The organism is Streptomyces sp. RLA123, assembly GCF_056270165.1.
Genome location: NZ_JBWDOR010000003.1, coordinates 4,814,279 through 4,838,930, shown reverse-complemented (window position 1 = coordinate 4,838,930; position 24,652 = coordinate 4,814,279). Strand labels below are relative to the sequence as shown.

Sequence of the window (24,652 nt, the reverse complement as noted above, 5' to 3'; positions counted from 1 at the left end):
CCGAAACCACAGGCCCGGGGCGGTCCCCGCCGCGTTCGGCGTCCCCTGCATATGACGCGAAATAGTTCCGCCGCAGGACGGGCGCCTCAGGGTGGGCGTCATCCCCTGGTATGACCCGGGGGTTTCCGGATACCTCTTGCGACTGCCCCCGGAACCAGGTCAGGGACGGATTCCAACGGCCGTTCGCGCCGGAACGATGGACGGAGTCCGAACTCCCCCAGCGTTTCCCGACAGGAGCAGCCTGCCGTGACCACCACCACCGCACCCCCGAATGCCACGGCCACGGCCGCGCGGGCCACCGATCTGAGCAAGGTGTACGGCGAGGGCGAGACCCGTGTGGTCGCGCTCGACGCGGTCTCCGTCGAGTTCCGCAGCGGCGAGTTCACCGCGATCATGGGCCCCTCGGGCTCGGGCAAGTCCACACTGATGCACTGCATGGCGGGGCTGGACACTGTCTCCGCGGGCTCGGCGCGGATCGGCGACACCGAACTGTCCTCGCTGAAGGACAAACAGCTCACCACGTTGCGCCGCGACAAGATCGGGTTCATCTTCCAGGCGTTCAACCTGCTGCCGACGCTCACCGCCGCCGAGAACATCACGCTGCCGATGGACATCGCCGGCCGCAAGGCCGACCAGGAGTGGCTGAACCGGGTCGTGGAGACGGTGGGCCTGAGCGACCGCCTCAAGCACCGGCCGTCGCAGCTGTCCGGCGGACAGCAGCAGCGCGTCGCGGTCGCGCGGGCACTCGCGAGCCGGCCCGCGATCATCTTCGCGGACGAGCCGACCGGCAACCTCGACTCCCGTTCCGGCGCGGAGATCCTGGGCTTCCTGCGCAACTCCGTGCGGGAGCTCGGCCAGACGGTCGTCATGGTCACCCACGACCCGGTCGCCGCCTCCTACGCCGACCGCGTCGTCTTCCTGGCCGACGGCCGCATCGTCGACGAGTTGCACGGCCCGACCGCGGACACGGTGCTGGAGCGCATGAAGCGCTTCGACGCCAAGGGCCGTACGAGCTGACCGTCCGACGCCACCGCGACCACCGAGACCACCGAGAGACCACTCCTGCCATGTTCCGTACCGCCCTGCGCAACGTCCTCGCGCACAAGGCCAGACTGCTGATGACCGTGCTCGCCGTGATGCTCGGCGTGTCCTTCGTCTCCGGCACCCTGGTCTTCACCGACTCCATCGGCGACGCCCTCCGCAAGGCGTCCGCCAGGAGCTACGCCGATGTGTCGGTCGCCGTCACCTACGGGGACCCCGACCACCGGCTCCCCCAGCGGCTGGTGGACGAGATCGGCCGCCTGCCCGGTGCCGGGTCCACCACCGCGACCGTCACCGGCTTCACCGCGCTCGCCGACAAGAAGGGCCGGCTGGTCGGGGACGGCTGGTCCACCCGCGGCGGCAACTACGCCGGTGCGGACCGCTATCCGATACGGGAGGGACGCGCCCCGCGGACCTCCTCCGAGATCGCGCTGGACTCCAGGACCGCCGAGCGGACGGGCTACACCGTCGGCGACACCGTCCGGATGTCCATCGACGGCCCGGTGATGCGGCAGACCGTGACCGGCGTCTTCGCCACCGACGACGGCAACGTCGCCGCGGGCGGCAGCCTGACGCTCTTCGACACCGCCACCGCCCAGAAGCTCTTCGGCAGGCCGGGCACGTACGAGGAGATCGACGTCAAGGCGGCCCCCGGCACCGCGCAGGCCACGCTGAGGACCGAGATCGAAAAGCTCCTGCCGCGGTACGCCAAGGACGCCACCGCGACCACCGGGCAGAAGCTGGCGGACGACGAGGCCCGGCAGATCGCCTCGGACCTCAGCAACTTCAACACCACCCTGCTCAGCTTCGCCGGCATCGCGCTCTTCGTCGGCATCTTCATCATCGCCAACACCTTCACCATGCTCGTCGCCCAGCGCACCAAGGAACTGGCGCTGCTGCGCGCGGTCGGCGCCAGCCGCCGGCAGGTGACCCGGTCGGTGCTGGTCGAGGCCCTCGTCGTGGGCACGGTGGCCGGTGCGACCGGGTTCCTGCTGGGCATCGGCATCGCGGCCGTCATGCGGGCGGTGCTCGGCTCGGCGGGGGCGGAACTGCCCGAGGGCGCCCTGTCCGTGCAGCCCGGCACGGCGGGGGCGGCGCTCGCGGTCGGGGTGGGCGTCACCATGCTCGCCGCGTGGCTGCCGGCCCGCCGCGCCGCCAGGATCCCGCCGGTCGCCGCGATGAGCAGCGTGCACGCCCCGGCCACCGTCAAGGGCCTGCTCGTGCGCAACACGCTCGGCGCGCTGCTGTCGGCGGCCGGTGTCGTCCTGGTGCTGGCCGGCTCGGGGATGAAGCACGACGGCAACATGGTGCTCGGCGGCGGCGCGGGACTGCAGCTGATCGGGGTGTTCGTCCTCACCCCGTTGCTGTCCCGGCCGGTGGTCGCCGCGGCGGCGCCGCTGCTGCGGCCCTTCGGGGTCACGGGCAAGCTCGCCCGGCAGAACTCGGTGCGCAACCCGCGGCGCACCGCCGCCACCGCCTCCGCCCTGATGATCGGTCTCACCCTGATCACCACCCTCACGGTGGTGGCCATCTCGGTGAAGACGACGGTGGACGAGCTGGCGGCCGCCCATCTGAAGGCCGATTACCAGATCACCATGGCCACCGGCCGGAACCTCTCCCCCGAGGTGGCCGAGCAGGTCGCCGGCACCGACGGCGTCAGCGACTCCAGCGCGGTGCGCGACGCGCACACCGAGCTGGGCGGCGAGGACGAGTGGGTCACCGGCGTCGACGCGCCGCAGATCAGGCGGTTGCTCACCATGGACTTCAGCCGGGGCTCCATGGCCGCGGTGCACGGCGACTCCATGGTCGTGGACTCCGACACCGCCGAGCGGCGCGGCTGGCACGCCGGGCAGAGCCTGCCGGTGCGCTACGACGACGGCACCAAGGGGCGGTTGACGATCGGCGGCGTCTTCGAGGGCGGCGACCTCATCAACGGCGTGATCATGGACAACGCCACGGTGACCCCGCACACCCCGAAGGCCGATGACATGCGCATCCTGGTGAGGATGGCCGGTGGCGCCGACCAGGCGAACGAGGACGCGCTGGTGAAGGCGCTCGGCGAGAACCCGGTGATCAAGGTCCAGGACAAGGCGGCCATCTCCCGCGAGCTCAGCTCCACGATCGACCTGATGCTGAACATCCTCTACGGACTGCTCGCGATGGCCGTGCTGGTCGCCGTGCTGGGTGTGATCAACACGCTGGCGATGTCGGTCTTCGAGCGCAAGCACGAGATCGGCATGCTGCGGGCGATCGGCCTGGACCGTGCCGCGGTCAAGCGGATGATCCGGCTGGAGTCGCTGGTGATCTCGCTGTTCGGCGCGGTGCTCGGCCTCGGCCTCGGGGTGTTCCTCGCCTGGGCCGTCGGCGGCCTGATCAGGCCGAGCCTGCCGAGCTACGTGATGGTGCTGCCCTGGGACCGGATCGGGGTGTTCCTCGCGCTGGCCGCCGTGGTGGGCGTGCTGGCCGCGCTGTGGCCGGCCCGCCGGGCGGCCCGGCTGGACATGCTGGAGTCCATCAAGGCCGAGTGACGGGCCGTCGGGACCGGCCGGGACGGGACACGGGGCGGGGGCCGCTGCGGCCCCCGCCCCGCCGTGTCACGCCTTGCCGCCGGGACCCAGCCATGCGGACCGGGTCGGCGGCATCCCGGAGACGCCCGTCTCCCGGGTGCGGACCGCGAGGATCTGGTTGACCCCGATGCGGTTGTGCTCGAAGGCCAGCGCGGAGGCCGCCATGTACAGCCGCCAGACCCTTGCCCGTCCGGCGCCCGCGAGGCGCACGGCCTCGTCCCAGTGCGCCTCCAGGTTGACGACCCACTCGCGCAGCGTCAGGGCGTAGTGCTCACGGATCGCCTCCACGTCGCGGACCTCCAGGCCCGCGTCCTCCAGCCGGGCGACGGTGGAGCCGACGGCGGCCAGTTCGCCGTCCGGGAAGACGTACCGGTCGATGAACTCGTCGACGTGGTAGGCGTCCTCGTCCTCCCACGGGCGGCGGGCGATCTGGTGGTTGAGCAGCCGCCCGCCGGGCCGCAGCAGCCCGTACAGGACCCCCGCGTACTGGAGGTAGCGCTCGCGGCCCACGTGCTCGGCCATGCCGATCGACGAAATCGCGTCGTAGGGGCCGTCGTTGACCGCCCGGTAGTCCTGGACGCGGATCTCGACGCGGTCGGTGAGCCCGGCCTCGGCGACCCGCTTGCGGGCGTACGCGGCCTGCTCGGTGGAGAGGGTGACGCCGGTGGCGTGCACCCCGTAGCGCTCGGCGGCGTGCATCACCATCGAGCCCCAGCCGCAGCCGACGTCCAGCAGCCGCTGTCCGGCCCGCAGGTCCAGCTTGCGGCAGATCAGGTCGAGTTTGGCCTCCTGGGCGCCCTCCAGCGTCGCGTCCGGCCCCTCCCAGTAGGCGCAGGAGTAGACCATGGACGGGCCGAGCACGAGCTCATAGAAGTCGTTGCCGACGTCGTAGTGGTGGCTGATGGCCTGCCGGTCGCGGATCGGGCTGTGCAGGACGCCGCCGCGCCGGCGGACCTCCTCCGGCGGCGGGGGCGGGGGCAGTCCGGGTCCGGCGAGGGAGAGCACCTCGCGGGCGATCAGGGCGGTCCCCGGGTCGCGCAGCCGGGCGAGCAGCCGGCGGTAGGCCGGCTCGCCCTCCTCCGGCGGACGCCCCCAGACGACGCCGGACAGCCGGTGCAGCGCGTCGTACAGGTCGCCGTCGATGTCGAGTTCACCCGACACCCACGCGCGCACCAGGCCCAGCTCGCCGGGCTTGAACAGCATCCGGCGCAGCGCCCTGCGGTGCCTGACGATGAGGGTCGGCGTGTCCGGGGGCCCGGTCTCGCTGCCGTCCCACGCGCGGATGCGCAGCGGGAAGGGAACGCCGAGCGCCTGCTTGGCGAGAGCGGTCAGTCGTCCGGCCGTATCGGCCATGGCGCGTACCTCCGTGCCTCCATGAAGACGGGTCCATTGCGCAGGGAAAACAGATGTGGGCTACAACCACATTCCCGGGATCGTCGTTCTACTCCTACCCATCTCACGTTTGGAGTCCGCACGGCCAGGACACGGGCATGCCGAAGGGCGCCCGCCCCACGGATGGCGGACGCCCTTCGGCTGTAACGGGTGAACGAGCCCTTCGGCCCGCCGGCGGCTAGGCCTTCGCCTCGGCCGGGGAAGCCTCGGCCGCGACCACGGGGGCCGGCAGCGGCTTGGCGGCCTCGTAGAACTCCTCGCGGGGGTTCTCGATGGCGCCGAGCGAGACGACCTCGCGCTTGAGGAACACCGCCAGCGTCCAGTCCGCGAGGACCCGGATCTTGCGGTTGAAGGTCGGCACCGCCATGCCGTGGTAGCCACGGTGCATGTACCAGGCCAGGCGGCCCTTGAACTTCAGCTTCATCTTGCCGAAGCGGACCAGGGCGACACCCTTGTGCAGGCCGAGGCCGGCGACGGCGCCCTTGTTGGCGTGCTTGTACTCCTGCTGCGGGAAGCCCCGCATGCCGGAGACCACGTTGTCGCCGAGGACCTTGGCCTGGCGCAGCGCGTGCTGGGCGTTGGGCGGGCACCAGGCGCCGGGGCCGGAAGCCAGATCGGGGACCTGGGCGTTGTCGCCGGCGGACCAGATGTAGTCGGTGCCCTGGACCTGGAGGGTCGGGGCGGTGTCGACGTGGCCGCGCGGGCCGAGCGGCAGGCCGTACTTGGCCAGGACCGGGTTGGGCTTGACGCCGGCGGTCCACACGATGGTGGAGGCGTCGACCTCAAGGCCGTTGGCGAGCACCACGTGCTTGTCGACGCAGGACTTCATCGACGTGCTGAGGTAGACCTCGATACCGCGCTCGCGCAGGTGCTCAAGGCCCCAGGTGCCGAGCTCCGGGCCGACCTCGGGGAGGATCTTGTCGGCGGCGTCGACCAGGATGAAGCGCATGTCCTCGCGCTTGACGTTCGCGTAGTACTTGGCCGCGTCGCGGGCCATGTCCTCGACCTCGCCGATGGTCTCGGCACCGGCGAAGCCGCCGCCGACGAAGACGAACGTGAGGGCCTTGCGGCGGATGTCCTCGTCCGTCGTGGAGGCGGCCTTGTCCAGCTGCTCCAGCACGTGGTTGCGCAGGCCGATGGCCTCCTCGACGCCCTTCATGCCGATGCCGTTCTCGGCCAGGCCGGGGATCGGGAAGGTGCGGGAGACGGCGCCGAGCGCGACGACCAGGTAGTCGAAGGGCAGTTCGTAGGCCTCGCCCACGAGCGGTTCGACGACCGCGACCTTGCGGTCCTGGTCGATGGTCGTGACCCGGCCGGTCAGAACCTCCGCCTGGGGCAGCACGCGGCGCAGCGGCACCACGACATGGCGGGGGGAGATGCTGCCGGCCGCGGCCTCCGGCAGGAAGGGCTGGTACGTCATGTACGAACGCGGGTCGACGACCGTGACGGTCGCCTCCGCATAGCGCATCTTCTTGAGGATGCGCCGGGCCGCGTACAGGCCGACGTACCCACCGCCTACTACGAGGATCCTGGGACGCTCCGTGGTGCTCATGCTTCGAGTATTCACCACGACCCGGGGGGTACCTCGTGAGCCCCTTCACAAGGTTTCCCGGCCCCTCTGCTACACTGCGCCGCTTCGTGATCAGGACCACAGTGGCCCGGGGGAACCCGGTGCAGGCCACAGGCGTTGAGAGCCCGGTCCGACCAGCGGCGATCGGCATCCGGGGGACCCGCACAACGCCCCCGCAACACGGGTGAAACACGGGCCGGCCAAGGGCTTTTGGGGCCCCAGGGGGCCCCTGCCCCAGGCACTTGGGCCGTCCGGCGGGAAGTTTCATGTGAAGAAATTCACGAACCTTCTTCGGCAGGCGTGTCGGGTCCGCCACAGGGACCCCGCTCACCTGACAAGCGCCCTGCTCAGGCGATGCTCCAGGCGATGCCGTCGGGCAATGCCTCCAAACCGGCACTCGCGAGCGGGCCCTCGGGGGCCGTCCTATTCGGGGCGATATCGGGGGCCCCAATCCACTGCGTCTCTTCCGGCTCCCATACAGGCACCACCCTAGCCTGAGTCACGTAGCGTGACGGACGGGGGGAGACGAGGACGTGCCGCATCAGTTGCCGCAAGATCAGATTGCGGGACAGCGGCGTGAACGTCGGCCACTCGGGAAGGACGCCGACCACCATGGGCCGGAAGTCTCCGACGGTGGGACGCTCCTTCATATCTTGTGCTTCCTTGTCCAGCGGCGCGAGCTCGGCCAGCACGCGGTTACGGTCGGCCTCCAGTCGCTTGACTGACGTGTCGTAAGCGTCGGCCGGGTACCGCTCGGGATGCAGCGCGTAGTCCGTGATCAGTCGCGTGATCGCGTCTTGCAAGCGGGTCGCGTCGGCCGTGAGCCGTGCGCGGGCCTCGGCTGGGTCGGGCCCGGCCCGCAGGGTCGGCGCGGTGATCGGGGCGCCCTGCGCGCGGTCGATGCCGTCGGCGACGTCGTGCAGGAAGTCGTCGACGATGCCGAGCAGGTCGGCATAGGTGGCAGTGGCGCCCTTGCAGTCGCCGCCGGCGTCCGCTTTCGCGCACCGCCAGTAGATACCGCCTCCCCTGCTCTGGTGTCCGGTCATCGACCCCTGGCACCGGACGCACCGCACAAGCCCCGTCAGGTCGTAAGTCGCGACGCGGGCCCGCGGCGGCATCTTGGCTATGGATGCGCGCCGTTCCTGGTACTCCTCCCACAGTTCGTCGGCGTCGCGGTCGAGGCCGGTGTGAATCACGGGCTCGTGGGCGCCTCGGAACCGTCGCCAGTGGCGGCACGACGACTTCTTGCCGTGCCGGGCACTTGCAGTTGTCGCGCACTTGGAGCAGGCCGGCGGGAAAGCCGCTGTCCATGTAGCGCAGCAGCGTGTCGTGCCGCCACACCTTGCCGCGGGTGGTGGTGAATCCCGCGTCGTTGAGCGTGCGGGCGAGCTCGATGAAGCCGGTGCCGTTGATGTACGCGAGGTAGCACTCGGCGAGGGCCGCCGCCTGCTCCGGGTGAGGCTCGTACCACTCCTCTTGCAGTCGGAATCCGCCCGGCGCGGTCGCGTCGGGCAGGCGTCGCGGGTGCCAGATGTAGCCGAAGCGCGGGCGACCGGCCGAGGGCAGCAGCAGGCCGAGGCGATGTTCGTGCGTCTCCTTCCACTGCTCGCCGGCGCGGTCGGACTCGAAAACCGCGAGGTCGAACAAGATCGCGCGGTTGAAGCGCCCGACCGCTGTGCGGGCGTCGATTTCCTCGGTCGCCGATTCGAGCTGCCCGCCGACGTTCTCCAGCCGGGCGAGGTTGACGGCGATGCCCAGGTCGTTGCGGCCGAAGCGGCTGTACTTCCACACGGCGATGCCGCGGGCGACGCCAGCCTCGACGCGCTCGATGCCCCCCATGATCTTGCGTTTGAAGTTGCGCCCGGTGGCGTCAAGATCTTCGATCCATCGCCGCCGTCAAGGCGCACGCGGGCCGCGGATTCGTGCACGCCCTCGACCTAGAGCGGTACAGCGACGGCCGCAACTACGCCGGCCGCACGCACGCGCAGATCGCCGCATGGGCCGCCCGATGGGTCGACCTGGTCGAGAAAGCGTTCCCCGGGCAGCGCGTCATCGTCTACACCAGCGGCGACGACATCGCGCACGGCCACCTGCCCGCCGGTGTCTCCCTGTGGTACCCCGCGTACCCCGGGACGAAGGTCGACACGTGGGCCGAGGCCGAGAAGGCCGCCAAGCCCAAGCCGTCGGGTAAGTCGCCGCTCATCTGGCAGTTCACTTCCGACCCGGCCGGCGCCGACCGTGTCGACTGCAACCTCGCGTACCTGTCCCCGGCCGCGTTCCGCGCGTGGGCGAACGTCGACGACCACCAGGACGTAGGACGACGACCACGGCAACGGCGGGAAGACCTACACCCCGCCCGCGTTCCCAAAGGGACTCGCCCCCAACAAGGCGAAGCCGTCCGCCGTCGCCCTACAGCGCGCGCTCAAGGCCGCCGGATACATGCCCAAGAGCATCAAGGAGTCGCCGAACTACGGCCCCCAGACGCAGGCCGGTGTCGTCCGCTTCCACAACGCCAACCCGCAGTACCGCGCCAAGGGCGTGAAGTCCGACCCCGCCATCGGCCCGAAGGGTTGGGCGCCACTGCACCGCCTCGCCTACGGCAAGTAGCCACACCGCCCCGCCCCCTCGCCCGCCCGGCACCGCGCCGGGCGGGCCGCCCCACCCATCCCCCCGCACCCCGGAGGCCCCGCCATGAGCACCGCCGCCCGCCGCACCATCCGCACCGTCATACAGGGCGCCGTCGGCCTCGCCGTCGCCCTGCCCGCGATCGTCGACGCGTCCGGCGTCCCCGCATCCCTGCCGTACGTCGCCGGCGCCCTCGCCGTCGCCGGTGGCCTCGCCCGCGTGATGGCCCTGCCCGCCGTCGAGGCCCTGCTCGACCGCGTCGGCCTCGGCCTGGTCGACGGGACCGACGCCGAGTGACCCCGCCGACCCTCCCGCCCGACGACCCCGTGTCGGTCGCATTCGAGCTCGCCACCATCCGCGGCGAGCTCGGCACCGGCCTCGCCGAGATCAAGGGCTCACTCGCCCTGCTCGTCCAGCGCGCCGGGCAGACCGACCAGGCCCTCGCCGACCAGCGCGACGACATCGACGCCGTCGAGGCCCGCCTCGCCGCCATCGAGCGCCGCGTATGGGCCGCATCGGGCGCCGCCGCCGTTCTGGGGACCGCCGCAGGCTACGTCGTCCAGTTCCTCAGCTAGCACCACGAACGCCTCCCGTACGGCCGCACATGGCCGTACGGGGGGCGCCTTTGGCGTACGCAGGCGTCATCTCAGTCCCACCGAGGCTTGGGTGTGATTCAACGGGTACGCACTACTGCGCTGCGGGCGAGCCGATCGTGCATCCCCTGTCGCTGCGCATTCGTGCTGATCGAGGAGATGCTCGCGATGAGGATCACTGGGACGAGCCCGATCCCTACGTTGGCGAGGTGACGTATCAACGCCCGCCAGTAACTAATCCGGCTGTCGCTTCCGACTCTGACCACCTTCAGCCCCACGACTCGCTTCCCGAACGTACGGCCCCAGCGGTACGTACTCAGGGGCGAGTACGTCAGCAAGAAAGCCGCGACCCACAGGACGGCAACCAGCTGCCAGATGCGGTCGCCCTCATCTCCGACCCCGGCAAGGACGATCCTGTCGAAGGCCAGCAGAGGTACAAGGATGACGGGTACGGCGATCGCAAGATCGATAACAATAGCCGCTGAGCGCTGCATCAAGCTTGCAGGGGCTCCCGGACCCGAGGCGAGAGTAGGTGGGACGAGATCGTTTCCGGCCGCCAGTTGTCCGAACATACCCTTACCGGCCCCCTTGATCGAGCGGAGAGTCCGCTGTTGAAAGTGCAAACGTAAGGTAAGGGTTCTTCGTACTGTGTCGCCGCCCGGGGCGCCTTTGGCGTATTGGGGGCGTCACTCCTCGGGCTGGCACCGGCCGCACCGGATGACATCGGGCATGTCGAGGGCGATCTCGAATTCCTGACGGCTCAGCCATCCGCCGCCCGGCACCGTGCAGTCGGCCCGGTGCAGCACACCGCGCCCCGTGCCGTCGCCGCTCGGATCAGGGATGCTCTGCAACCGCCACCGGGCACCACGGGCGACTGGCGCCTCGCGCCGCGCGGGCGTCGCCGCCGACCGCGCCGCCAGGGGCCGCGCCACCGTCGGCCGCGCCAGGCGCGCCGACCTCGACCGCGCCGCGCCCTGCTCGGCCTGCGCGATGCGCGCGTCGACCGCGTCGAGCTGGAGCTGCAAATACATGCGGATCACCCGTAGCCGCTCGACGTCCGGGGGCAACCCGCTCACATGTTCGACTGTAGGCGGCGCCGCCCCGCTCGACCAGTCGCCGACCGGGTGACTACTCCGGGGGTGCGACGTCGTTGCGCTCCATACGGATGACGTACGTGCCTTTCGCAGGCAACGCTCGGACGAGTCCGCGGCGTGTCAGCTCGCGGCGGACACGTCGGGATGTACTGACGCTCACGCCGTGCATATCCGCCATCTCCTGTTCGCCAGGCAGGCGGGCACCGACAGGGATCGTCCCGGCCGCGATGTCGGCCGCGATGACGTCGGCAATCCGCACGTACTCGTACGTGACGTCGTGTGAATCGTCGCTCATGTCCGCATGGTCACGCATGCCGCCGCGGGGCGCTTCTGGGCAGCGCGGCGCACCGCGGAGGTACGTAGTGATGCGTATAGGGGTGCAGAGATACGTAGTTCCGCGTACCCTGGCTGACGAAAAGACCCCCGCGACCGCGCGAACGGTCCGGGGGCTGGCCGACCGAGCCTTTGAAGGGGTCGACATGCCACAGCGTAAGACAACGGCCGTCACTGCCATAGACGAACGACCGCGGATGCCTCGCCTCCTGGCGGTCGCCGAGGGTGGCGTTCAGGCTGCATACCGGGACTACATCGACCACGCACACGGGTGCGCTGCGTGCCACGCCGACGACTGTCGCGTCGGCGCCGACCTGCTCCACATCTGGCGCGAGGCACGAGGGGTGGCGCAGTGACGATCATCGACGACCAGCCGATCCGGGACACGGGCACGTGCGCCCGGTGCGAGCACCACACGAACGACGGCGTCGTTCACCTGATCGAGACCGGGTCCGGTCCGGGTGGCCGCGTCCTGGTCTGTGCTGACGTCCGCATCTGCAACAAGCGCAAGGGTCCGGACGTGCGCAGGTACAGCCTGTAGCGCCGCACCGCAGATGAAGGGCCCCCGCCGGTTGCCGATCCGGCGGGGGCCCTGTTCTGTGCGTTATCGCAGGTCAGCCCTTGGGGTGGTCCCGCTCGTAGTCCTCTGCCACTTTGTAGGCGATGCCGTCGAGGATGTCGTGCTCGCTCACCACGACCTCCGCAGCACCCGTCCGCTCCATGATCCGCAGCAGCACGAGCGCCCCCGCGCCGATCACGTCGACCCGCCCCGGATGCAGCACCGGGATCGCCGCGCGCTCGGCGTGCGTGGCCGCCAGCAGCCGGGCGGTGACCTCGCGCACCTGCTCCACCGGGATGCGGGCGCGGTGGATCGCCACCGGGTCGTACGCGGGCAGGCCCAGCGCGATCGCGGCGACGGAGGTCACCGAACCGGCGAGCCCGACGAGCGTGCGCGCCTCGCGCAGCGGCACGGTGCTCTCGGCCAGGTCCAGCGCGGCGTCGATGTCCCGCGTCATCGCGGCGATCGCCTCGGGGGTCGGCGGGTCGGTCACGACGCCGTCGTGCACCAGGTGCCGCTCGGTCATCCGCACGCAGCCGATGTCGACCGAGCGGGCGGCGGCGACCGCGGTGTCGCCGACGACGAACTCCGTCGAACCGCCGCCGATGTCGGTGACGAGGAAGGGGCGCGCCAGGTCGGCGCGGCCGGCCAGTTCCCGGGTGGCGCCGGTGAAGGAGAACTCGGCTTCCTGGTCACCGCTGATCACCTCGGGCTCCACACCGAGGATGTCCACCACGCCGCGCACGAAGTCCTCGCGGTTGGAGGCGTCGCGGGAGGCGGAGGTGGCCACGAAGCGGACCGCGTCGGCGCCCAGTTCGCCGATGACGCCGGCGTACACGCGGCAGGCCGCGAAGGTGCGCTCCAGCGCCTCGGGGGCGAGCCGGCCGGTGCGGTCCACGCCCTGGCCCAGCCGGACGATGGTCATCCGGCGGTCCAGGTCCTTGATGGCACCGGTCGCGGGGTCCGCGTCGGCGACCAGCAGGCGGATCGAGTTGGTGCCGCAGTCGACGGCGGCGACGCGGGTCACTCGCCGTCCTCCTTCGCGTCAGTGCTGTCATCGGTGCCCTCGACAGGCTTGGTGGCGAACCAGCCCGACTCCGAGGTCTCCGTCCGCCATCCGTCTCCGCACGGCGGACCCGCCGGGTTCGCACACGGCCCCTTGCGCCACCACTCCGGCAGCAGCGCGATGGCCTCGTCGCCGAGCGGGTTGACCCCGGGGCCGGCCGCGAGGGAGTGGCCGACCAGCACGTGCAGGCACTTGACCCGGTCGGGCATGCCGCCCGCGCTGGGGAAGCCCTGGAGCACCTCGATCGCGTCGCGGCGGGCGAGGTAGTCCTCGTGCGCGGCCCGGTAGCCGGCGGCGAGATCCTCGTCCTCGGCGAGCCGGGCGGTCATGTCCTTCATGACCCCCTCGGCCTCCAGGGTGCCGATCGCGGACGCGGCGCGCGGGCAGGTCAGGTAGTACAGCGTCGGGAACGGCGTGCCGTCCTCCAGTCGCGGGGCCGTCTCGACGACGTCCGGGTTGCCGCAGGGGCAGCGGTGCGCGACGGCCCGCAGACCGCGCGGGACGCGGCCCAACTGCTCCCCGATGGCGGCGACATCGCGCTCCGTCGGCGGGGCGTGCTCGGTGGGCGGCGGGGGCGTTTCCATGCCTGCGTGTGTCTCTTTCAGCGGTGTGCGGGGGCGGCGGCGTCGGCGTGGTCGACGCCGTCCCACAGGTTGGCGTACCAGGGGCGGCGGGCGGCGTTGTCGCTGTCGCCGCGGCGCGGGCCGGCGGCGTCGTCACCCCGTGCGGGAGCTCCGGAGGGCCTTACCACCGTATACGCCGTCTCTCCGGGCAGGATGTAGTGGAGCCGGGCGCGGGCCTGCGCCTTGACGTACTCGGGATCCTGCCAGCGCGCCTTCTCCTCCCGCAGTTCCTCGACCCGCTTGCGGGCCTGTTCGGCCTGCTTGCGCTGGTCGGCGATCTGCGAGCGCTGCGCCACGTACTGGCGCGTGGGGTAGGCGAGGGCGACCACCAGCCCGCACACGACGAGGGCGAGCAGCGCGGCCCGCCCGGTCAGCCGGTTGCGCCCGCGCGGCAGCGAGGGCCGCCGCGGGCGGCCGGTCGCACGGTAGACCCGGGCCTGCGCCTGTGCCCCGAGGGCACGGATGCGCGTCGCGGTGGAGAAGCGATCCGGCACGTGCACCTCCGGTGGGGGGTTCGCGTTCGTCGTTGCCTCGGGAGGACCGGTGAACCGGTGACCGTGAACCGCTGCCGCCCGCCGCGGGCGCGGCGGGCGGCAGCGGCGAGGCGTCAGCCCTTGAAGCGCGGGAACGCCGAGCGGCCGGCGTACACGGCCGCGTCGTCGAGGATCTCCTCGATGCGCAGGAGCTGGTTGTACTTCGCGACGCGCTCGCTGCGGGCGGGGGCGCCGGTCTTGATCTGGCCGCAGTTGGTGGCGACGGCCAGGTCGGCGATGGTGACGTCCTCGGTCTCGCCGGAGCGGTGCGACATCATGCACTTGTAGCCGTTGCGCTGCGCCAGCTCGACCGCGTCCAGCGTCTCGGTCAGCGAGCCGATCTGGTTGACCTTGACCAGCAGGGCGTTGGCGGTGCCGTTGTCGATGCCGCGCTGCAGGCGCTCGGGGTTGGTGACGAACAGGTCGTCGCCGACGAGCTGGACCTTCTCACCGAGCTCGTCGGTGATGGTCTTCCAGCCGTCCCAGTCCTCCTCGTTCAGCGGGTCCTCGATGGAGATCAGCGGGTACGCCGCGACCAGCTCGGCGTAGTACGCGGTCATCTCGGCCGCCGAGAGGGACTTGCCCTCGAAGGAGTAACTGCCGTCCTTGTAGAACTCGGTGGCGGCCACGTCGAGCGCCAGCGCGATGTCCTGGCCCGGCTGGTAGCCGGCCTTCTTGATGGCCTCGACGATCAGGTCGAGGGCGTCGCGGTTGCTCGGCAGGTCGGGGGCGAAGCCGCCCTCGTCGCCGAGGCCGGTGGACAGGCCGCGCTCCTTCAGGACCCCCTTGAGGGTGTGGTAGACCTCGGCGCCCCAGCGCAGGGCCTCGGAGAAGGACTCCGCGCCGATCGGGGCGATCATGAACTCCTGGATGTCCACGTTGGAGTCGGCGTGCGAGCCGCCGTTCAGGATGTTCATCATCGGGACCGGCAGCACGTGGGCGTTCGGGCCACCGAGGTAGCGGAAGAGCGGGAGGTCGGAAGCCTCGGACGCGGCGTGCGCGACGGCCAGCGAGACACCGAGGATGGCGTTGGCGCCGAGGGAGGACTTGTCCGGGGTGGCGTCCAGGTCGAACATCGCCTGGTCGATCAGCCGCTGCTCGGTGGCGTCGTAGCCGACCAGCTCCGGGCCGATCTGCTCGATGACGGCGAGCACCGCCTTCTCCACACCCTTGCCCTGGTAACGGCTCTTGTCACCGTCACGGAGCTCAAGGGCCTCGAACGCTCCGGTGGACGCTCCGGAGGGCACGGCTGCACGGCCCGTGCTGCCGTCGTCGAGGCCGACCTCGACCTCCACGGTGGGGTTGCCTCGCGAGTCGAGGATTTCCCGGGCTACGACGACGTCGATCGACGGCACGTGAGTCTCCTTCTGATGTCTCTTCGTTTCGGGCATGAGCCTAACCGACCCGAAAAGCCCCGGCCGGGCACGCTCCGGGGAAGTCCGCACCGGACCGGAAACGGAAAGGGGCACCGAGAAGAACGATCGGGGACGGGCGCCCGCCGACCGGCACGACACGGCCGTGCGCGCACGGGCCCGTGCCGGGCCGTATCCGGTCCGGCGCGCGGGCCGCCCCGCGGGGCGCCCGCGACGTCCGGCACCGGGTCAGCGTCGGCCGAGCTCCAGGGACTCGCCGGCCACGATCTGGTCCGGGTCCTCACCGATGACGTCCTTGTTGGCCGCGTACAGTCCGCGCCATCCGCCCGGCAGGCCCTGCTCCATGGCGATCCCGCACAGCGAGTCGCCCTCCTGCACCACGTAGCGGTCGCCGCCGGTGGTCTTGGCCGAGGTGTCCTTCGCCGCGTCACGGTCCGTGCCGCGGTCCGAGCGGTCGTCCGCGCCGCGGGTGGCGCCACGGGTGATGCTGCCCCAGGCGGCCTCGCCCTCGACGACCTGGGACGGCGCCGTGGTCCGGCCGGACGTGCCGCTGCCGGTGTCCGTCGAGCCGCCGGGCACCTGGGAGGTGACGCCGGCCTCGGGCTTGCGGTGCTTGCCCGGGATCTTGCCGGCCGTGCCCGTGGAGACGTCCGGGTCGGGCGTGGCGGTGGCGTCCGGGACGCCGGTGGAGTCGTCGCCGCCGCCGGAGGATCCGGTGGACTCGTCCGTGCCGGAGTCCGTACCGGTTCCGGAGCCCTTGCCGTCGGCGGAGCCGCTGGTGGTGCCCTGGTCGCCGCCGTGGTCCGTGCCGGTGCCCGTCCCGGAGTCCGTGCCGTCGCCGTTACCGGTTCCGTTGTCGTCGTCGTTGTCGCCGGAGCCGCCGAGGAGGTTCTGCAGCACCTCGCCCAGCCCTGCCTGGTCGGCACAGCCGGACCATGCCTCGGGGCCGAGCACGCCGAGGATCTTCTCCGCGACGGTTATCTGCTCATTGCGGCTGGCGAGGTCGGGGCGCTCAGCGTAGGCCGTGCCGCCGTACTGCTGCCAGGTCTCCTCGGTGATCTGCAGGCCGCCGTAGAACCCGTTGCCCGTGTTGGAGCTCCACAGCCCGCCGCTCTCGCACGAGGCGACGGCGTTCCAGCTGGTGCCGGCGTCCGCGGCGCTCGCGCCGCTCGCTGCGAAGAGGGGGAGCGTGAGGCCCGCCCCGGTCGCCGCGACCGCGATCATGGCGGTCGGGGCCTGACGCGGCTTGCGGTGTCGGCCGTTCCCGGACTTCAGCATGCACTATCGCCTTTCACATTCGAATATCGCGATGGCGCCTGACCGTAGTGGCCTTGGCCCACGCATCACAAGTCGATGTCTCGCAGATCACGTGAAGATCACGCCATGACGCTCAGTCAGTCACGTTCCGGTGCGAAGGAGACGGGCAGAGTGCGCAAACCTCGCATGATGAGGCCGCCGCGCCAGCGCAGCTCGGCGGGATCGGCGGCGAGCCGCAGGTCGGGCAGCCGGGTCAGCAGCGTCGCGAGCGCGGACTGCGCCTCGAGCCGGGCCAGTGGCGCACCCAGGCAGTAGTGGATGCCGTGACCGTAGCCGAGGTGCTGGTTGTCACGGCGCGAAAGGTCCAGGGTATCCGGCTCGTTGAAGCGCGCGGGGTCGCGGTCGGCGGCGGCGAGCACCACCAGGACGGGGTCTCCGGTCGCGATCCCCTGGCCGCCCACGGTGAGCGGTTCCTTCGCGAACCGCCAGGTCGCCAGCTCCACCGGCCCGTCGTAGCGCAGGAGTTCCTCCACCGCCGTGCCGAGCAGTTCGCGCTCGTCACGCACCAGTGCGTCCTGCAGCCGCCGGCGCGGGCCGGGGTTGCGCAGCAGCGTGTACATACCGTTGCCGATGAGGTTGACGGTGGTCTCGAACCCCGCGAAGAGCAGGATGAACGCCATCGCGGCGGCCTCGTTCTCGGTGAGGTGCTCGCCGTGGTCACTGGCCCGGATCAGACCGGAGATCAGGTCGTCGCCGAGGTCCGCGCGTTTGCGGTGGATCAGCTCCAGCAGATAAGCGCGCATTTTCTTCACCGACCGTGCGACGCCGCCGCGCGGGCCGCCGCCGTGCCGGATCATCATCCCGGCCCAGTCACGGAAGTCGTCCTGGTCCTCGGCGGGGACGCCGAGCAGGTCGCAGATCGCGTAGATGGGCAGCGGGAAGGCGAACTCATGGATGAGATCGGCCTCCCCCTTGGCGGCGAAGCCGTCGATGAGCCGGTCGGTCAGCTCCTGCACCCGCGGGGCGAACTCGGCGACGCGGCGCGGGGTGAAGGCCTTGGAGACCAGGCGGCGCAGCCGGGTGTGGTCCGGCGGGTCGATGTTGAGCAGGTGCGTCATCAGGTCGGCGCTGCGCTCGCCGGGAATGCCGATCTTCCCCCTCGCGTGGGCCCGTTCGGAGTGATGGACCGGGTTCTTGCTGAGCCGCGGATCGGCCAGCGCCTGCCGGGCGTCCGCGTACCGGGTCACCAGCCAGGCGTCCACACCGCTGGGGAGCGTGGTGCGGTGCACCGGTGAGTGCTCGCGCAGCCAGGCGTACGCGGGGTACGGATCGGTGGCGAACTGCCAGGTGAACAGCTCGGGGGCGGTCGACGGGCCGGGGGGTTCAGGGGTCACGCTGTCATGCACCCCATGACGTTAGCCGCTCGCGGCTGAGCCGGTCGGCCAGCCGGGTCGTCTCCGGGATGCGGTAGGAGGGGGAGAGGGCGAGGACATGGCGGCACGCGGTGTCCAGGTCGATGGCGTGGCCGGTCGACACGTACACCGGGCGGACCCCGCTCCGGGTGCGCAGCGCCCGGCCCACCGTCTCGCCCGCGTCGACCAGCGGCGCCGAGGCCCCGCGCTCCCCGCCGAGCGCCGCCGCGTCGTACGTGCCGACGAACGGGGTCTTCGCCACCCCGGCCGCCGGCAGCCCGGTGATCACCCCGAGGTGGCAGGCCAGGCCGAAGCGGCGCGGGTGCGCCAGCCCCTGGCCGTCGCAGAGCAGCAGGTCGGGCGTGACCGTCAGGCCCCGCAGGGCCTCGATCAGCACGGGAAGCTCCCGGAAGGCGAAGAGCCCCGGCACGTACGGAAAACCGGCCCGGGCCGTCGCGGTGGCCTGGTCGACCGGGGCGAGCGTGGCCGCGTCGACCACGACGACGGCGGCGGCCACGATGTCGTCCGCGGCACCGTGGCCCCCGCCGTACGCGACGTCCAGCCCCGCGACGTACCGCGGCCGCTGCGGGCCGGGCCCGCGGTGGTCGGCCAGCGGCCGGAGCCGGTCCTGAAGGGCCAGGGCCCCGGCCTCGTCGCTCGGCCACGCGTGGGGGACGTCTATGTGCATGGCCGGGAGACTACGGCCCCGCGGCCGGTCCTGGTCAGGGCTGTCTGCCCCGCTCGTCCTTGCCGTTGCCGTTGCCGCGGTCCGGCCCGGAGGTGCGGTTCCGGCCGGCGTGGGCCCTCGGGGCGGACACGCCCTCCGGCGGGGTGGCGACCCCGTGGGAACCCCAGTTGCCGAAGCCCTTGAGGGAGTGCGGAAGGTGACGGATGCCGTCCTGCGGCCACTCGTCGTAATCGCGCCACTCGGTCAGGGGGTGCCGCTCCCCGTCCTGGTGACCGGGGCCGTGGTCGGCCGGGGTCTCGCGGCCGTACTCCTGCCGCGTGTGCCACGCCCCGCCGCGGGGCTGTGGCCGCTGCTCGGGAGGCGGCTCCTTGGACCGGGCGTACAGGCCGATCGACACGGCGCCGATCAGCAGCCCGACGAGGAATATGCCCACTACCAGCGGGGCGATGCCGACGAGATAGTCGTGCGGCACGGCCAGCTGGATTTGCTCCAGTGCTCGCATGTCACCCATTTACCCCATTCGCCCCGAATCACGCCCACCCGCGCGCCCTGCGCAGTCACGGCGCCCCGGCGCGTGTGCGGGGCTGGACCGGGTCCGGGGCCTCCGGGGCTGCACCACCACCGCCCCGGGGCCGCCACCGCGCTGGGCCACAGCATCCTTCGCAGCGTCGGGGGTCGACGTCGCTGGGCGATCATTCCCGCAACCCGACTGCGCTCGCGCCCACGATGGCCGCCCCACCGGGCATCCGGTGTCGGCACACAGCGGGAGGGGGCGCCGGGCAACCCCATGGGCTCACAGCCGGCTGCGGAGCCGTATCCAGGCAACCGCGGCCACCCCGGACCGACGCCGCACACACGGCGGAAGGGGACGGCAACCCCATGGGCTCACGGCCGGCTGCACGCCCCGACCGCCACCGCGGGTCCGCATTCAGGCAGCCGCGACCACCCCGGACCGGCGCCATACCCCCCCATCGGGCGTCCGTCGCCGCACGCACGGCGGGAGGGAGCACCAGGCGACCCCATGGGCTCACAGCCGGCTGCACGCCCCGACCGCCACCGCGGGGCCGCGTCCAGGCAACCGCGACCACCCCGGCCCGGCTCCACACCCCCCACCGGGGATCAGGCGCGACAACTCACCGAGGGGCGGGGGTGTTGGGGGCACCCCCGGCCGAAGGTTGGGGGAGGGTGGGCGTTCTGGACACTGGAGCATATGTGGGTGCACAACCCGGAGTACTCAACGCAGGCACCCGAGGCGCCTAAATGTGCTGTCCAGAATGCCCAGCCCCGGAGGCCCCGAACCCGGCACCCACCAAAACCGGCGCCGGGGTGCGTGACTTCCTGGGGCACACGGGCGGGAGGGCGGGGAAAAAACTCACGCGGTCCGGGAGCGCTCCGCCGCGACAATCGCATCCCGGTAGCGGCGCGCAGCGCCCCGCAGGGCCGACTCCGGGTCGATGCCCGCCGCCTGCGCGGCCAGCGCCAGCGCCAGCAGCCGGTCACCGGTGTCCGCGGCATCCGCGTCCGGCACCGGGACCCCGAGGCCCGCCCGGTCCGCGCGGGCGCCGAGCTTGGCCGCCAGCGCCAGGGCGGGCTGGCCGAGCGGGACGCCCTCCGTGACCGACGTGCGCTGCTTCTCCTGCTCCTTCATCCGCAGCCAGTGGGCCTGGACCTCCTCCGGCGTCTCGGCGGTCTCGTCACCGAAGACGTGCGGGTGGCGGTGGATGAGCTTGTCGACGATGGTCGCGGCGACGTCGTCGATGGAGAACGGCTCCTCGGGGTCGTCCTGCGCGATCCGCGCGTGGAAGACCACCTGCAGCAGCACGTCGCCGAGTTCCTCGCGCAGCGCGTCCCGGTCGCCCTCCTCGGCCGCCTCGACGAGTTCGTAGATCTCCTCGATGCCGTACTTCACCAGCTCCTCGCTGGTCTGCACGCTGCTCCAGGGGCATTCGCGGCGGATCCGGTCCATCACCTGGACCAGGTCGAGCAGCCGGGCGCCCGGCAGGTCGTACGAGCCGGGGAGCAGTTCCAGGTCGGGCATGTCCACCCGGCCCGAGCCGCCGAGCCGGGCCAGTTCGTCGGTGACGGCCGCGTCGCCCTCGCCGCCGGCGAGGTAGACCACCGTGCGGCCGTCCCCGGTGAGGTCGACCAGGTCACGGCCGGTGGGCGCCGCGTGCTCCACGGTGACGCCGGCCTCGCGCAGGTAGGGCAGCTGCGGGTGCCCGGGGTCGGGGCAGACGACCCGGTCGGCACCGCGCAGCAGCTCCCACGCGGGCCAGGACAGCAGGCCGGGGGCGACACGGTGGGTGGTGGTCAGCAGTACCAGGCGGCCCGGGCGGGCGGAGTCATCCAAGTGGTCCACCCGACGAAACTACCTCGCCCGGGCCTCGCTCAGGCACCGGCCTTGGTGGCGCTCACCTCGGTCAGCCACGGGTCCTTGGTGGTGTCGAGGGTGAGCTTCTGCGCGTTCCACTTGCCGTAGCGCGGGTTCACGTCGATGTCGAGCCGGTCGGCGGTGCGGCGCAGCACCGTGAGCAGGGCGGCCTGGCCGTCCGGGGTCTGCACGTCCGCGCCGTGGTGGGCGGCGACCTTTTGCATGAGCAGGTCGGTGCGGATGCTCTCGTCGATGTCGGCGGGGATCATCGCGTACGTCTGGAGGACCTGCGCCTCCAGCTGCTCCTTGCCGCCGGCCTGCATTTCGGCGGCGCGGCGGGCCTGCTGCACCTCGCGCGGGGTGACGGAGACACCGGCGTCCTTGGCGGCGCGCTCGATGACCCGGGCCTGGACGAGGCTGTGCACGGTGTTGCGCTGGAGGTCGCTGCTGGCCTCGATGAGCTGGTCGGCCTGCGGCGACTTCTCCTGGGCGGCGCGCACCGCCGCGACCCTCGCCTGCACCGTGTTCACGGTGATCTGCCGACCCCCGACGACGGCCGCGGCACCGGCGTGCGGTGTTCCGCAGGAGGTCAGCAGTGGCGCGGCGAACAGCACGGCGGCGGTGGCGAGGGCGGAGAGCGCAGTCCTGCGGCGGAGCATTTTGCCTCCCGGCAAGGGATCGGGCGACGGTGCACGATCTGGCAGATGCATGATCGAGGATATGGAGCGGGGACCCGCAATATCCAGCACTCTGCACAAACGATCCCGGGGCCGGTCAGGTGTCGCAGGCGACTCCGTCGCCGTCCCGGTCCAGGTCGCGCGAGTAGCCGGGGTCGCCGCGATGGAGCGGGGCGGCGCCCGCCTTCCGGGCCGCGGCGCAGTTGGCGTACGTGGTGGCGCCGGAGCCGGGCTTGTCACCGCCCTTGCCGTCGTCCTTGGCGGAGGGTGCCGCGCCGGGCACGTCCGGCTTGCCGGAGCCGGGCAGCCGCTCGTCCGGGCAGGTGCGCAGGACCTCGGTCATGGCGTCCTTCTCGGCCGCGGTGACCCACAGGCCGTACTTCTTCTTCACCGCCACCTGGCGGGCGACGTAGGGGCAGCGGAACGCCTTGTTGGGCGGCAGCCAGGTCGCCGCGTCGCCGTCGCCCTTGCCGCGGTTGGCGGGGCCGTCGACGGCGAGGAGGTTCAGCGGGTCGTTGGCGACCTGTATCCGTTTGTCGCGGTCCCAGTACTTGGCGCCCTTCTGCCACGCGTCGCTGAGCGCCACGACATGGTCGATGTCGATGGTGCTGCGGCCGCGGGTGAAGCTGATCCCCTTGCCGGTGTACGGGTCGTCGAGCTTGCCGGAGGTGATGATGCAGTCGCCGCCGTCGTCGGACCGGAAGGACTCGCTGGTCAGGTCGCGCTGCAGTATGTCGTCGCGGGTGTCGCAGCCGTTGTGGTCGGTGTCCACCCAGGAACTGCCGAACTGGTCGCGCGCGTAGCCGGTCTTGGGCGCGCGGCCCTTGACCGTCAGGTCGCCGACCGCCTTGAGCGCCGAACCCGCCGGCGCCGCCGCGTCGCTGCCCTGTCCTCCGATGCCGTCGCCCTTGCAGCCGGCGACGCCGAGGAGCACCGCGAGCACCGCCGCTGCCGTTACCGCCCTTGAACCCGCCCTGGTTGTGACCACCTTGGCACTGTAGGGGTTGGGGGGCGGCGACCGGCAGGGGGCCTCTCAGCTCCGGGAGTCCACCGCGTGCGTCACGGCTGACGCGACCTCGGAGCGAAGCCCGTCACCGGCGCCGGTGACGGTGACGTTCGCCCGCCGCTTGCCGTGGGCGTCCGCGCCGACCAGGACGAAGCCGACCTTGCCGTAGTGGGGGGCCGTCTGCTCGGCGGCCGTCACCGCGGGCGTGCCCGCGGTGACGGCCACGTCGCACGAGCGCCGCAGCAGGCCGTTGAGGTACGGCACCGCGTCCCGGCCTCGGACTGCTCGCCCGTCACGGACACGGCAGCTCACCCGGCCCGGGTCTTGACCGACGCGTCCCGCATGCGCTGCCGCGGGGTGGCCGCGGTGGTCCCGGCGGTGATGCCCTTGCCACCGGTGAGCAGACACGCGTCGACGTCCTCGTAGTGCCGGGCCCGGGTGTCGGGAGCGGGCACCGTCCCGTGACCGCACGACCCGCACCACGGCGGCCGCCACCCCGGCCGACGGCCAGAACGTCCAGGCACACACACCCGGGGCCACCACCATCGACAGCAGGATCAGCAGGATCAGCAGGATCAGCAGGAGGTCGACCGCGAACTCCGGCCCGTGCGTGGACTCCCGGCGTCAGCGTGAGGTCCAGCACCCACGCCGCCAGCCCCAGGGAGAAGACGGCGAAGGCCGTCCAGTCCCCCCGTCGGCCCCGGACAGCGCAGGGCGATCAGCAACGAGGGCAGGGGCGTGGCAGTCCCTGGCTCACGACCGGGAGCGCCGCGGCTCCTGCCCGGGCGGCGAGCCGCACGGGCAGGAGCGACGTCCGCCCGGGGTCCGGGCCCGTCTCCTCGCTCACCGCCCGTCAGCCGGTGACGGCGACCGGGGCGTCCCAGTCGTCGCGGTCCACGGTGATGGTGTAACCGCCCCGGCTCTCCTTGCTGTTGACCATGTACTGGTGGCCGCGGCGGTGCGCGGTCCACAGCGTCGAGGAGAACGGCCAGTCGGAGGTCGTCGTCTTCTTCTGGTCCCACAGCGCGTACCAGAGGGCGTCGGGCAGGTCGGTGCGGTCCTTGGCGCCCGCGACGGCGGCGGCGCTGCTGCTCTTGAACCCGTAGAAGCCGGCCCAGTAGTTCTTGGCGTGGACGGCCTTGTCCCAGGCCCGGATGTACGTGAGCACCGCCGTGTTGCACGCGGTGTTCTTGGTGTCGTAGGACTCCATGTCCAGGTACAGCGCGCTGCCGGCCTTCATCCCGAGCGCCGAGGCCTTGGCCACCGCGTCCGCGCCGTCCGTGGCCCCGAGCGAGGCCGCCGTAGTGGCGGTCAGCTTCTCGGGGTTGTGGCTGGTCTGGCACGGCGGCTGCGCGCCGACGTACAGCGGGATCAGCTTCCAGCCGGACGCGCTCACGGACTTCACCCATGAAGCGGTCAGGTTCGGCTGCGCGCAGCCGCGGTTCTTGCCGCCCACGTAGACGGCGGCCGCGCCGTAGAAGTTCGAGGCCTTCCACGCCTTCATCGCCGACGAGGACGGCGCGGTGCAGGTGTCGAACGCCCGGCCCGTGTACACCTTCGCAGCGGGACGGGCCGTCGTGGTCGCCATCGACGCCTCCGCCGCGACACCGGCCCCCGCCAGCACGGCGACCCCCGCGACCGCCCAGGCGATGTAACGACGCTTCTTCGACATCCGGTGACCGGACAACCCCACCCCATTCATGATGGACGGCACACGAGGTGTGCCGACTCAAGCCGTTGAGAGCCCCCACGGGCCGCGCGCTCCGACCCGCCGTGACGCGGGGGCGCGGGCCTCAGCATGCGAGGCGCCTGGCACCCTATCCGCCGGTTGTCCCAAGATCGGAAAAGCGGGCACCGCATCCGTCACAAGAC

26 protein-coding genes and 2 pseudogenes are annotated in these 24,652 nt (G+C 71.7%); 6 read left to right on the top strand and 22 right to left on the bottom strand.

The features are described 5' to 3' along the window. Window positions 1-246 precede the first annotated feature (246 nt). Both RV983_RS22050 and RV983_RS22045 read left to right on the top strand, forming a co-directional pair. A complete protein-coding gene (locus RV983_RS22050) occupies window positions 247-1,017 on the top strand; it encodes an ABC transporter ATP-binding protein (protein ID WP_475987469.1) in 771 nt (256 codons plus the stop codon). A 50-nt stretch (window positions 1,018-1,067) separates the two neighbouring features. Beyond that, window positions 1,068-3,569 (top strand): ABC transporter permease, encoded by a 2,502-nt coding sequence (locus RV983_RS22045; protein ID WP_475987468.1) that lies wholly within the window; start codon window positions 1,068-1,070, stop codon window positions 3,567-3,569. Window positions 3,570-3,635: 66 nt separating this feature from the next. On the opposite strand, the gene RV983_RS22040 is transcribed toward RV983_RS22045, so the two are convergent. From RV983_RS22040 to RV983_RS22025, 4 genes and pseudogenes are all read right to left on the bottom strand, one after another. Next, window positions 3,636-4,961, bottom strand: a complete 1,326-nt coding sequence (locus RV983_RS22040) for a class I SAM-dependent methyltransferase (RefSeq protein ID WP_475987467.1) — start codon at window positions 4,959-4,961, stop codon at window positions 3,636-3,638. A 217-nt stretch (window positions 4,962-5,178) separates the two neighbouring features. Then, window positions 5,179-6,552 carry an NAD(P)/FAD-dependent oxidoreductase gene (locus RV983_RS22035; protein ID WP_475987466.1) on the bottom strand — a complete coding sequence of 458 codons (1,374 nt, stop codon included), beginning with the start codon at window positions 6,550-6,552 and terminating at the stop codon, window positions 5,179-5,181. Window positions 6,553-6,917: 365 nt separating this feature from the next. After that, entirely contained in the window at window positions 6,918-7,766 is an 849-nt protein-coding gene (locus RV983_RS22030; protein WP_475987465.1) for a recombinase zinc ribbon domain-containing protein, read from the bottom strand. 139 nt (window positions 7,767-7,905) lie between these two features. After that, window positions 7,906-8,409 (bottom strand): annotated as a pseudogene (locus RV983_RS22025) (recombinase family protein); the annotation flags it as partial. 600 nt (window positions 8,410-9,009) lie between these two features. Here RV983_RS22025 and RV983_RS22020 point away from each other — a divergent pair. The 3 genes from RV983_RS22020 to RV983_RS22010 all read left to right on the top strand — a co-directional run bounded on the left by RV983_RS22020 (window position 9,010) and on the right by RV983_RS22010 (window position 9,770). Then, entirely contained in the window at window positions 9,010-9,177 is a 168-nt protein-coding gene (locus RV983_RS22020; RefSeq protein WP_475987464.1) for a hypothetical protein, read from the top strand. An 84-nt stretch (window positions 9,178-9,261) separates the two neighbouring features. Further along, entirely contained in the window at window positions 9,262-9,492 is a 231-nt protein-coding gene (locus RV983_RS22015) for a hypothetical protein (protein WP_475987463.1), read from the top strand. Continuing rightward, entirely contained in the window at window positions 9,489-9,770 is a 282-nt protein-coding gene (locus RV983_RS22010) for a hypothetical protein (RefSeq protein ID WP_475987462.1), read from the top strand. The genes RV983_RS22015 and RV983_RS22010 overlap by 4 nt, the downstream gene beginning before the upstream one ends. A gap of 98 nt (window positions 9,771-9,868) precedes the next feature. Here the strand turns inward: RV983_RS22010 and RV983_RS22005 are convergent, their stop codons facing one another. From RV983_RS22005 to RV983_RS21995, 3 genes are all read right to left on the bottom strand, one after another. After that, window positions 9,869-10,282 (bottom strand): RDD family protein, encoded by a 414-nt coding sequence (locus RV983_RS22005; RefSeq protein ID WP_475987461.1) that lies wholly within the window; start codon window positions 10,280-10,282, stop codon window positions 9,869-9,871. A 192-nt stretch (window positions 10,283-10,474) separates the two neighbouring features. Then, window positions 10,475-10,864, bottom strand: a complete 390-nt coding sequence (locus RV983_RS22000) for a hypothetical protein (RefSeq protein ID WP_475987460.1) — start codon at window positions 10,862-10,864, stop codon at window positions 10,475-10,477. Between the two features lie 52 nt (window positions 10,865-10,916). Next, on the bottom strand, window positions 10,917-11,177 hold the full coding sequence (locus RV983_RS21995; protein ID WP_475987459.1) for a GntR family transcriptional regulator: 261 nt from the start codon (window positions 11,175-11,177) through the stop codon (window positions 10,917-10,919). 390 nt (window positions 11,178-11,567) lie between these two features. Here RV983_RS21995 and RV983_RS21990 point away from each other — a divergent pair, with 390 nt between their 5' ends. Then, the gene (locus RV983_RS21990; protein WP_475987458.1) at window positions 11,568-11,756 is read left to right on the top strand and encodes a hypothetical protein; all 189 of its coding nucleotides are present in this window, start codon (window positions 11,568-11,570) and stop codon (window positions 11,754-11,756) included. A 73-nt stretch (window positions 11,757-11,829) separates the two neighbouring features. Here the strand turns inward: RV983_RS21990 and RV983_RS21985 are convergent, their stop codons facing one another. From RV983_RS21985 to RV983_RS21915, 15 genes and pseudogenes are all read right to left on the bottom strand, one after another. Further along, entirely contained in the window at window positions 11,830-12,801 is a 972-nt protein-coding gene (locus tag RV983_RS21985; RefSeq protein WP_475987457.1) for a Ppx/GppA phosphatase family protein, read from the bottom strand. Continuing rightward, window positions 12,798-13,424, bottom strand: coding sequence for a DUF501 domain-containing protein (locus tag RV983_RS21980; protein WP_475987456.1), 627 nt, complete (start codon window positions 13,422-13,424; stop codon window positions 12,798-12,800). Before RV983_RS21980 ends, RV983_RS21985 begins: the two co-directional genes overlap by 4 nt. A gap of 17 nt (window positions 13,425-13,441) precedes the next feature. Beyond that, the gene (locus RV983_RS21975; RefSeq protein ID WP_475987455.1) at window positions 13,442-13,957 is read right to left on the bottom strand and encodes an FtsB family cell division protein; all 516 of its coding nucleotides are present in this window, start codon (window positions 13,955-13,957) and stop codon (window positions 13,442-13,444) included. 113 nt (window positions 13,958-14,070) lie between these two features. Then, complete coding sequence (eno, locus tag RV983_RS21970; RefSeq protein ID WP_475987454.1) at window positions 14,071-15,351, bottom strand: phosphopyruvate hydratase; 1,281 nt, start codon at window positions 15,349-15,351, stop codon at window positions 14,071-14,073. 246 nt (window positions 15,352-15,597) lie between these two features. After that, window positions 15,598-16,647 (bottom strand): transglycosylase family protein, encoded by a 1,050-nt coding sequence (locus RV983_RS21965; protein ID WP_475987453.1) that lies wholly within the window; start codon window positions 16,645-16,647, stop codon window positions 15,598-15,600. A gap of 116 nt (window positions 16,648-16,763) precedes the next feature. Then, window positions 16,764-18,020: a cytochrome P450 family protein gene (locus RV983_RS21960; RefSeq protein ID WP_475987452.1), complete on the bottom strand. Its 1,257-nt coding sequence runs from the start codon at window positions 18,018-18,020 to the stop codon at window positions 16,764-16,766. A gap of 4 nt (window positions 18,021-18,024) precedes the next feature. Next, window positions 18,025-18,726, bottom strand: coding sequence for an endonuclease V (locus RV983_RS21955; RefSeq protein WP_475987451.1), 702 nt, complete (start codon window positions 18,724-18,726; stop codon window positions 18,025-18,027). A 34-nt stretch (window positions 18,727-18,760) separates the two neighbouring features. Continuing rightward, window positions 18,761-19,237, bottom strand: coding sequence for a DUF6479 family protein (locus RV983_RS21950; protein WP_475987450.1), 477 nt, complete (start codon window positions 19,235-19,237; stop codon window positions 18,761-18,763). An 861-nt stretch (window positions 19,238-20,098) separates the two neighbouring features. Continuing rightward, a complete protein-coding gene (locus RV983_RS21945) occupies window positions 20,099-21,085 on the bottom strand; it encodes a nucleoside triphosphate pyrophosphohydrolase (protein WP_475987449.1) in 987 nt (328 codons plus the stop codon). A 29-nt stretch (window positions 21,086-21,114) separates the two neighbouring features. Further along, window positions 21,115-21,756, bottom strand: coding sequence for a SurA N-terminal domain-containing protein (locus tag RV983_RS21940; protein WP_475987448.1), 642 nt, complete (start codon window positions 21,754-21,756; stop codon window positions 21,115-21,117). Between the two features lie 115 nt (window positions 21,757-21,871). After that, a complete protein-coding gene (locus tag RV983_RS21935) occupies window positions 21,872-22,057 on the bottom strand; it encodes an excalibur calcium-binding domain-containing protein (RefSeq protein ID WP_475990416.1) in 186 nt (61 codons plus the stop codon). 3 nt (window positions 22,058-22,060) lie between these two features. Further along, a pseudogene (locus tag RV983_RS21930) lies at window positions 22,061-22,762 on the bottom strand (HNH endonuclease family protein); the annotation flags it as partial. Window positions 22,763-22,807: 45 nt separating this feature from the next. After that, a complete protein-coding gene (locus RV983_RS21925; RefSeq protein ID WP_475987447.1) occupies window positions 22,808-23,044 on the bottom strand; it encodes a hypothetical protein in 237 nt (78 codons plus the stop codon). Between the two features lie 44 nt (window positions 23,045-23,088). Next, window positions 23,089-23,235, bottom strand: coding sequence for a hypothetical protein (locus RV983_RS21920; RefSeq protein ID WP_475987446.1), 147 nt, complete (start codon window positions 23,233-23,235; stop codon window positions 23,089-23,091). 398 nt (window positions 23,236-23,633) lie between these two features. Beyond that, window positions 23,634-24,467 carry a glycoside hydrolase domain-containing protein gene (locus RV983_RS21915; RefSeq protein ID WP_475990415.1) on the bottom strand — a complete coding sequence of 278 codons (834 nt, stop codon included), beginning with the start codon at window positions 24,465-24,467 and terminating at the stop codon, window positions 23,634-23,636. Window positions 24,468-24,652 lie beyond the last annotated feature (185 nt).

Bases quoted from the DNA above. Each gene is read 5' to 3' on its own strand.
- RV983_RS21980 (WP_475987456.1), bottom strand. From the start codon at position 13,424: ATGGAAACGCCCCCGCCGCCCACCGAGCACGCCCCGCCGACGGAGCGC.
- RV983_RS22005 (WP_475987461.1), bottom strand. From the start codon at position 10,282: ATGCAGCGCTCAGCGGCTATTGTTATCGATCTTGCGATCGCCGTACCC.
- RV983_RS22015 (WP_475987463.1), top strand. From the start codon at position 9,262: ATGAGCACCGCCGCCCGCCGCACCATCCGCACCGTCATACAGGGCGCC.
- RV983_RS22035 (WP_475987466.1), bottom strand. From the start codon at position 6,552: ATGAGCACCACGGAGCGTCCCAGGATCCTCGTAGTAGGCGGTGGGTAC.
- RV983_RS22045 (WP_475987468.1), top strand. From the start codon at position 1,068: ATGTTCCGTACCGCCCTGCGCAACGTCCTCGCGCACAAGGCCAGACTG.
- RV983_RS21950 (WP_475987450.1), bottom strand. From the start codon at position 19,237: ATGGGTGACATGCGAGCACTGGAGCAAATCCAGCTGGCCGTGCCGCAC.
- RV983_RS21965 (WP_475987453.1), bottom strand. From the start codon at position 16,647: ATGCTGAAGTCCGGGAACGGCCGACACCGCAAGCCGCGTCAGGCCCCG.
- RV983_RS21940 (WP_475987448.1), bottom strand. From the start codon at position 21,756: ATGCTCCGCCGCAGGACTGCGCTCTCCGCCCTCGCCACCGCCGCCGTG.
- RV983_RS21995 (WP_475987459.1), bottom strand. From the start codon at position 11,177: ATGAGCGACGATTCACACGACGTCACGTACGAGTACGTGCGGATTGCC.
- RV983_RS21955 (WP_475987451.1), bottom strand. From the start codon at position 18,726: ATGCACATAGACGTCCCCCACGCGTGGCCGAGCGACGAGGCCGGGGCC.
- RV983_RS22040 (WP_475987467.1), bottom strand. From the start codon at position 4,961: ATGGCCGATACGGCCGGACGACTGACCGCTCTCGCCAAGCAGGCGCTC.
- RV983_RS22020 (WP_475987464.1), top strand. From the start codon at position 9,010: ATGCCCAAGAGCATCAAGGAGTCGCCGAACTACGGCCCCCAGACGCAG.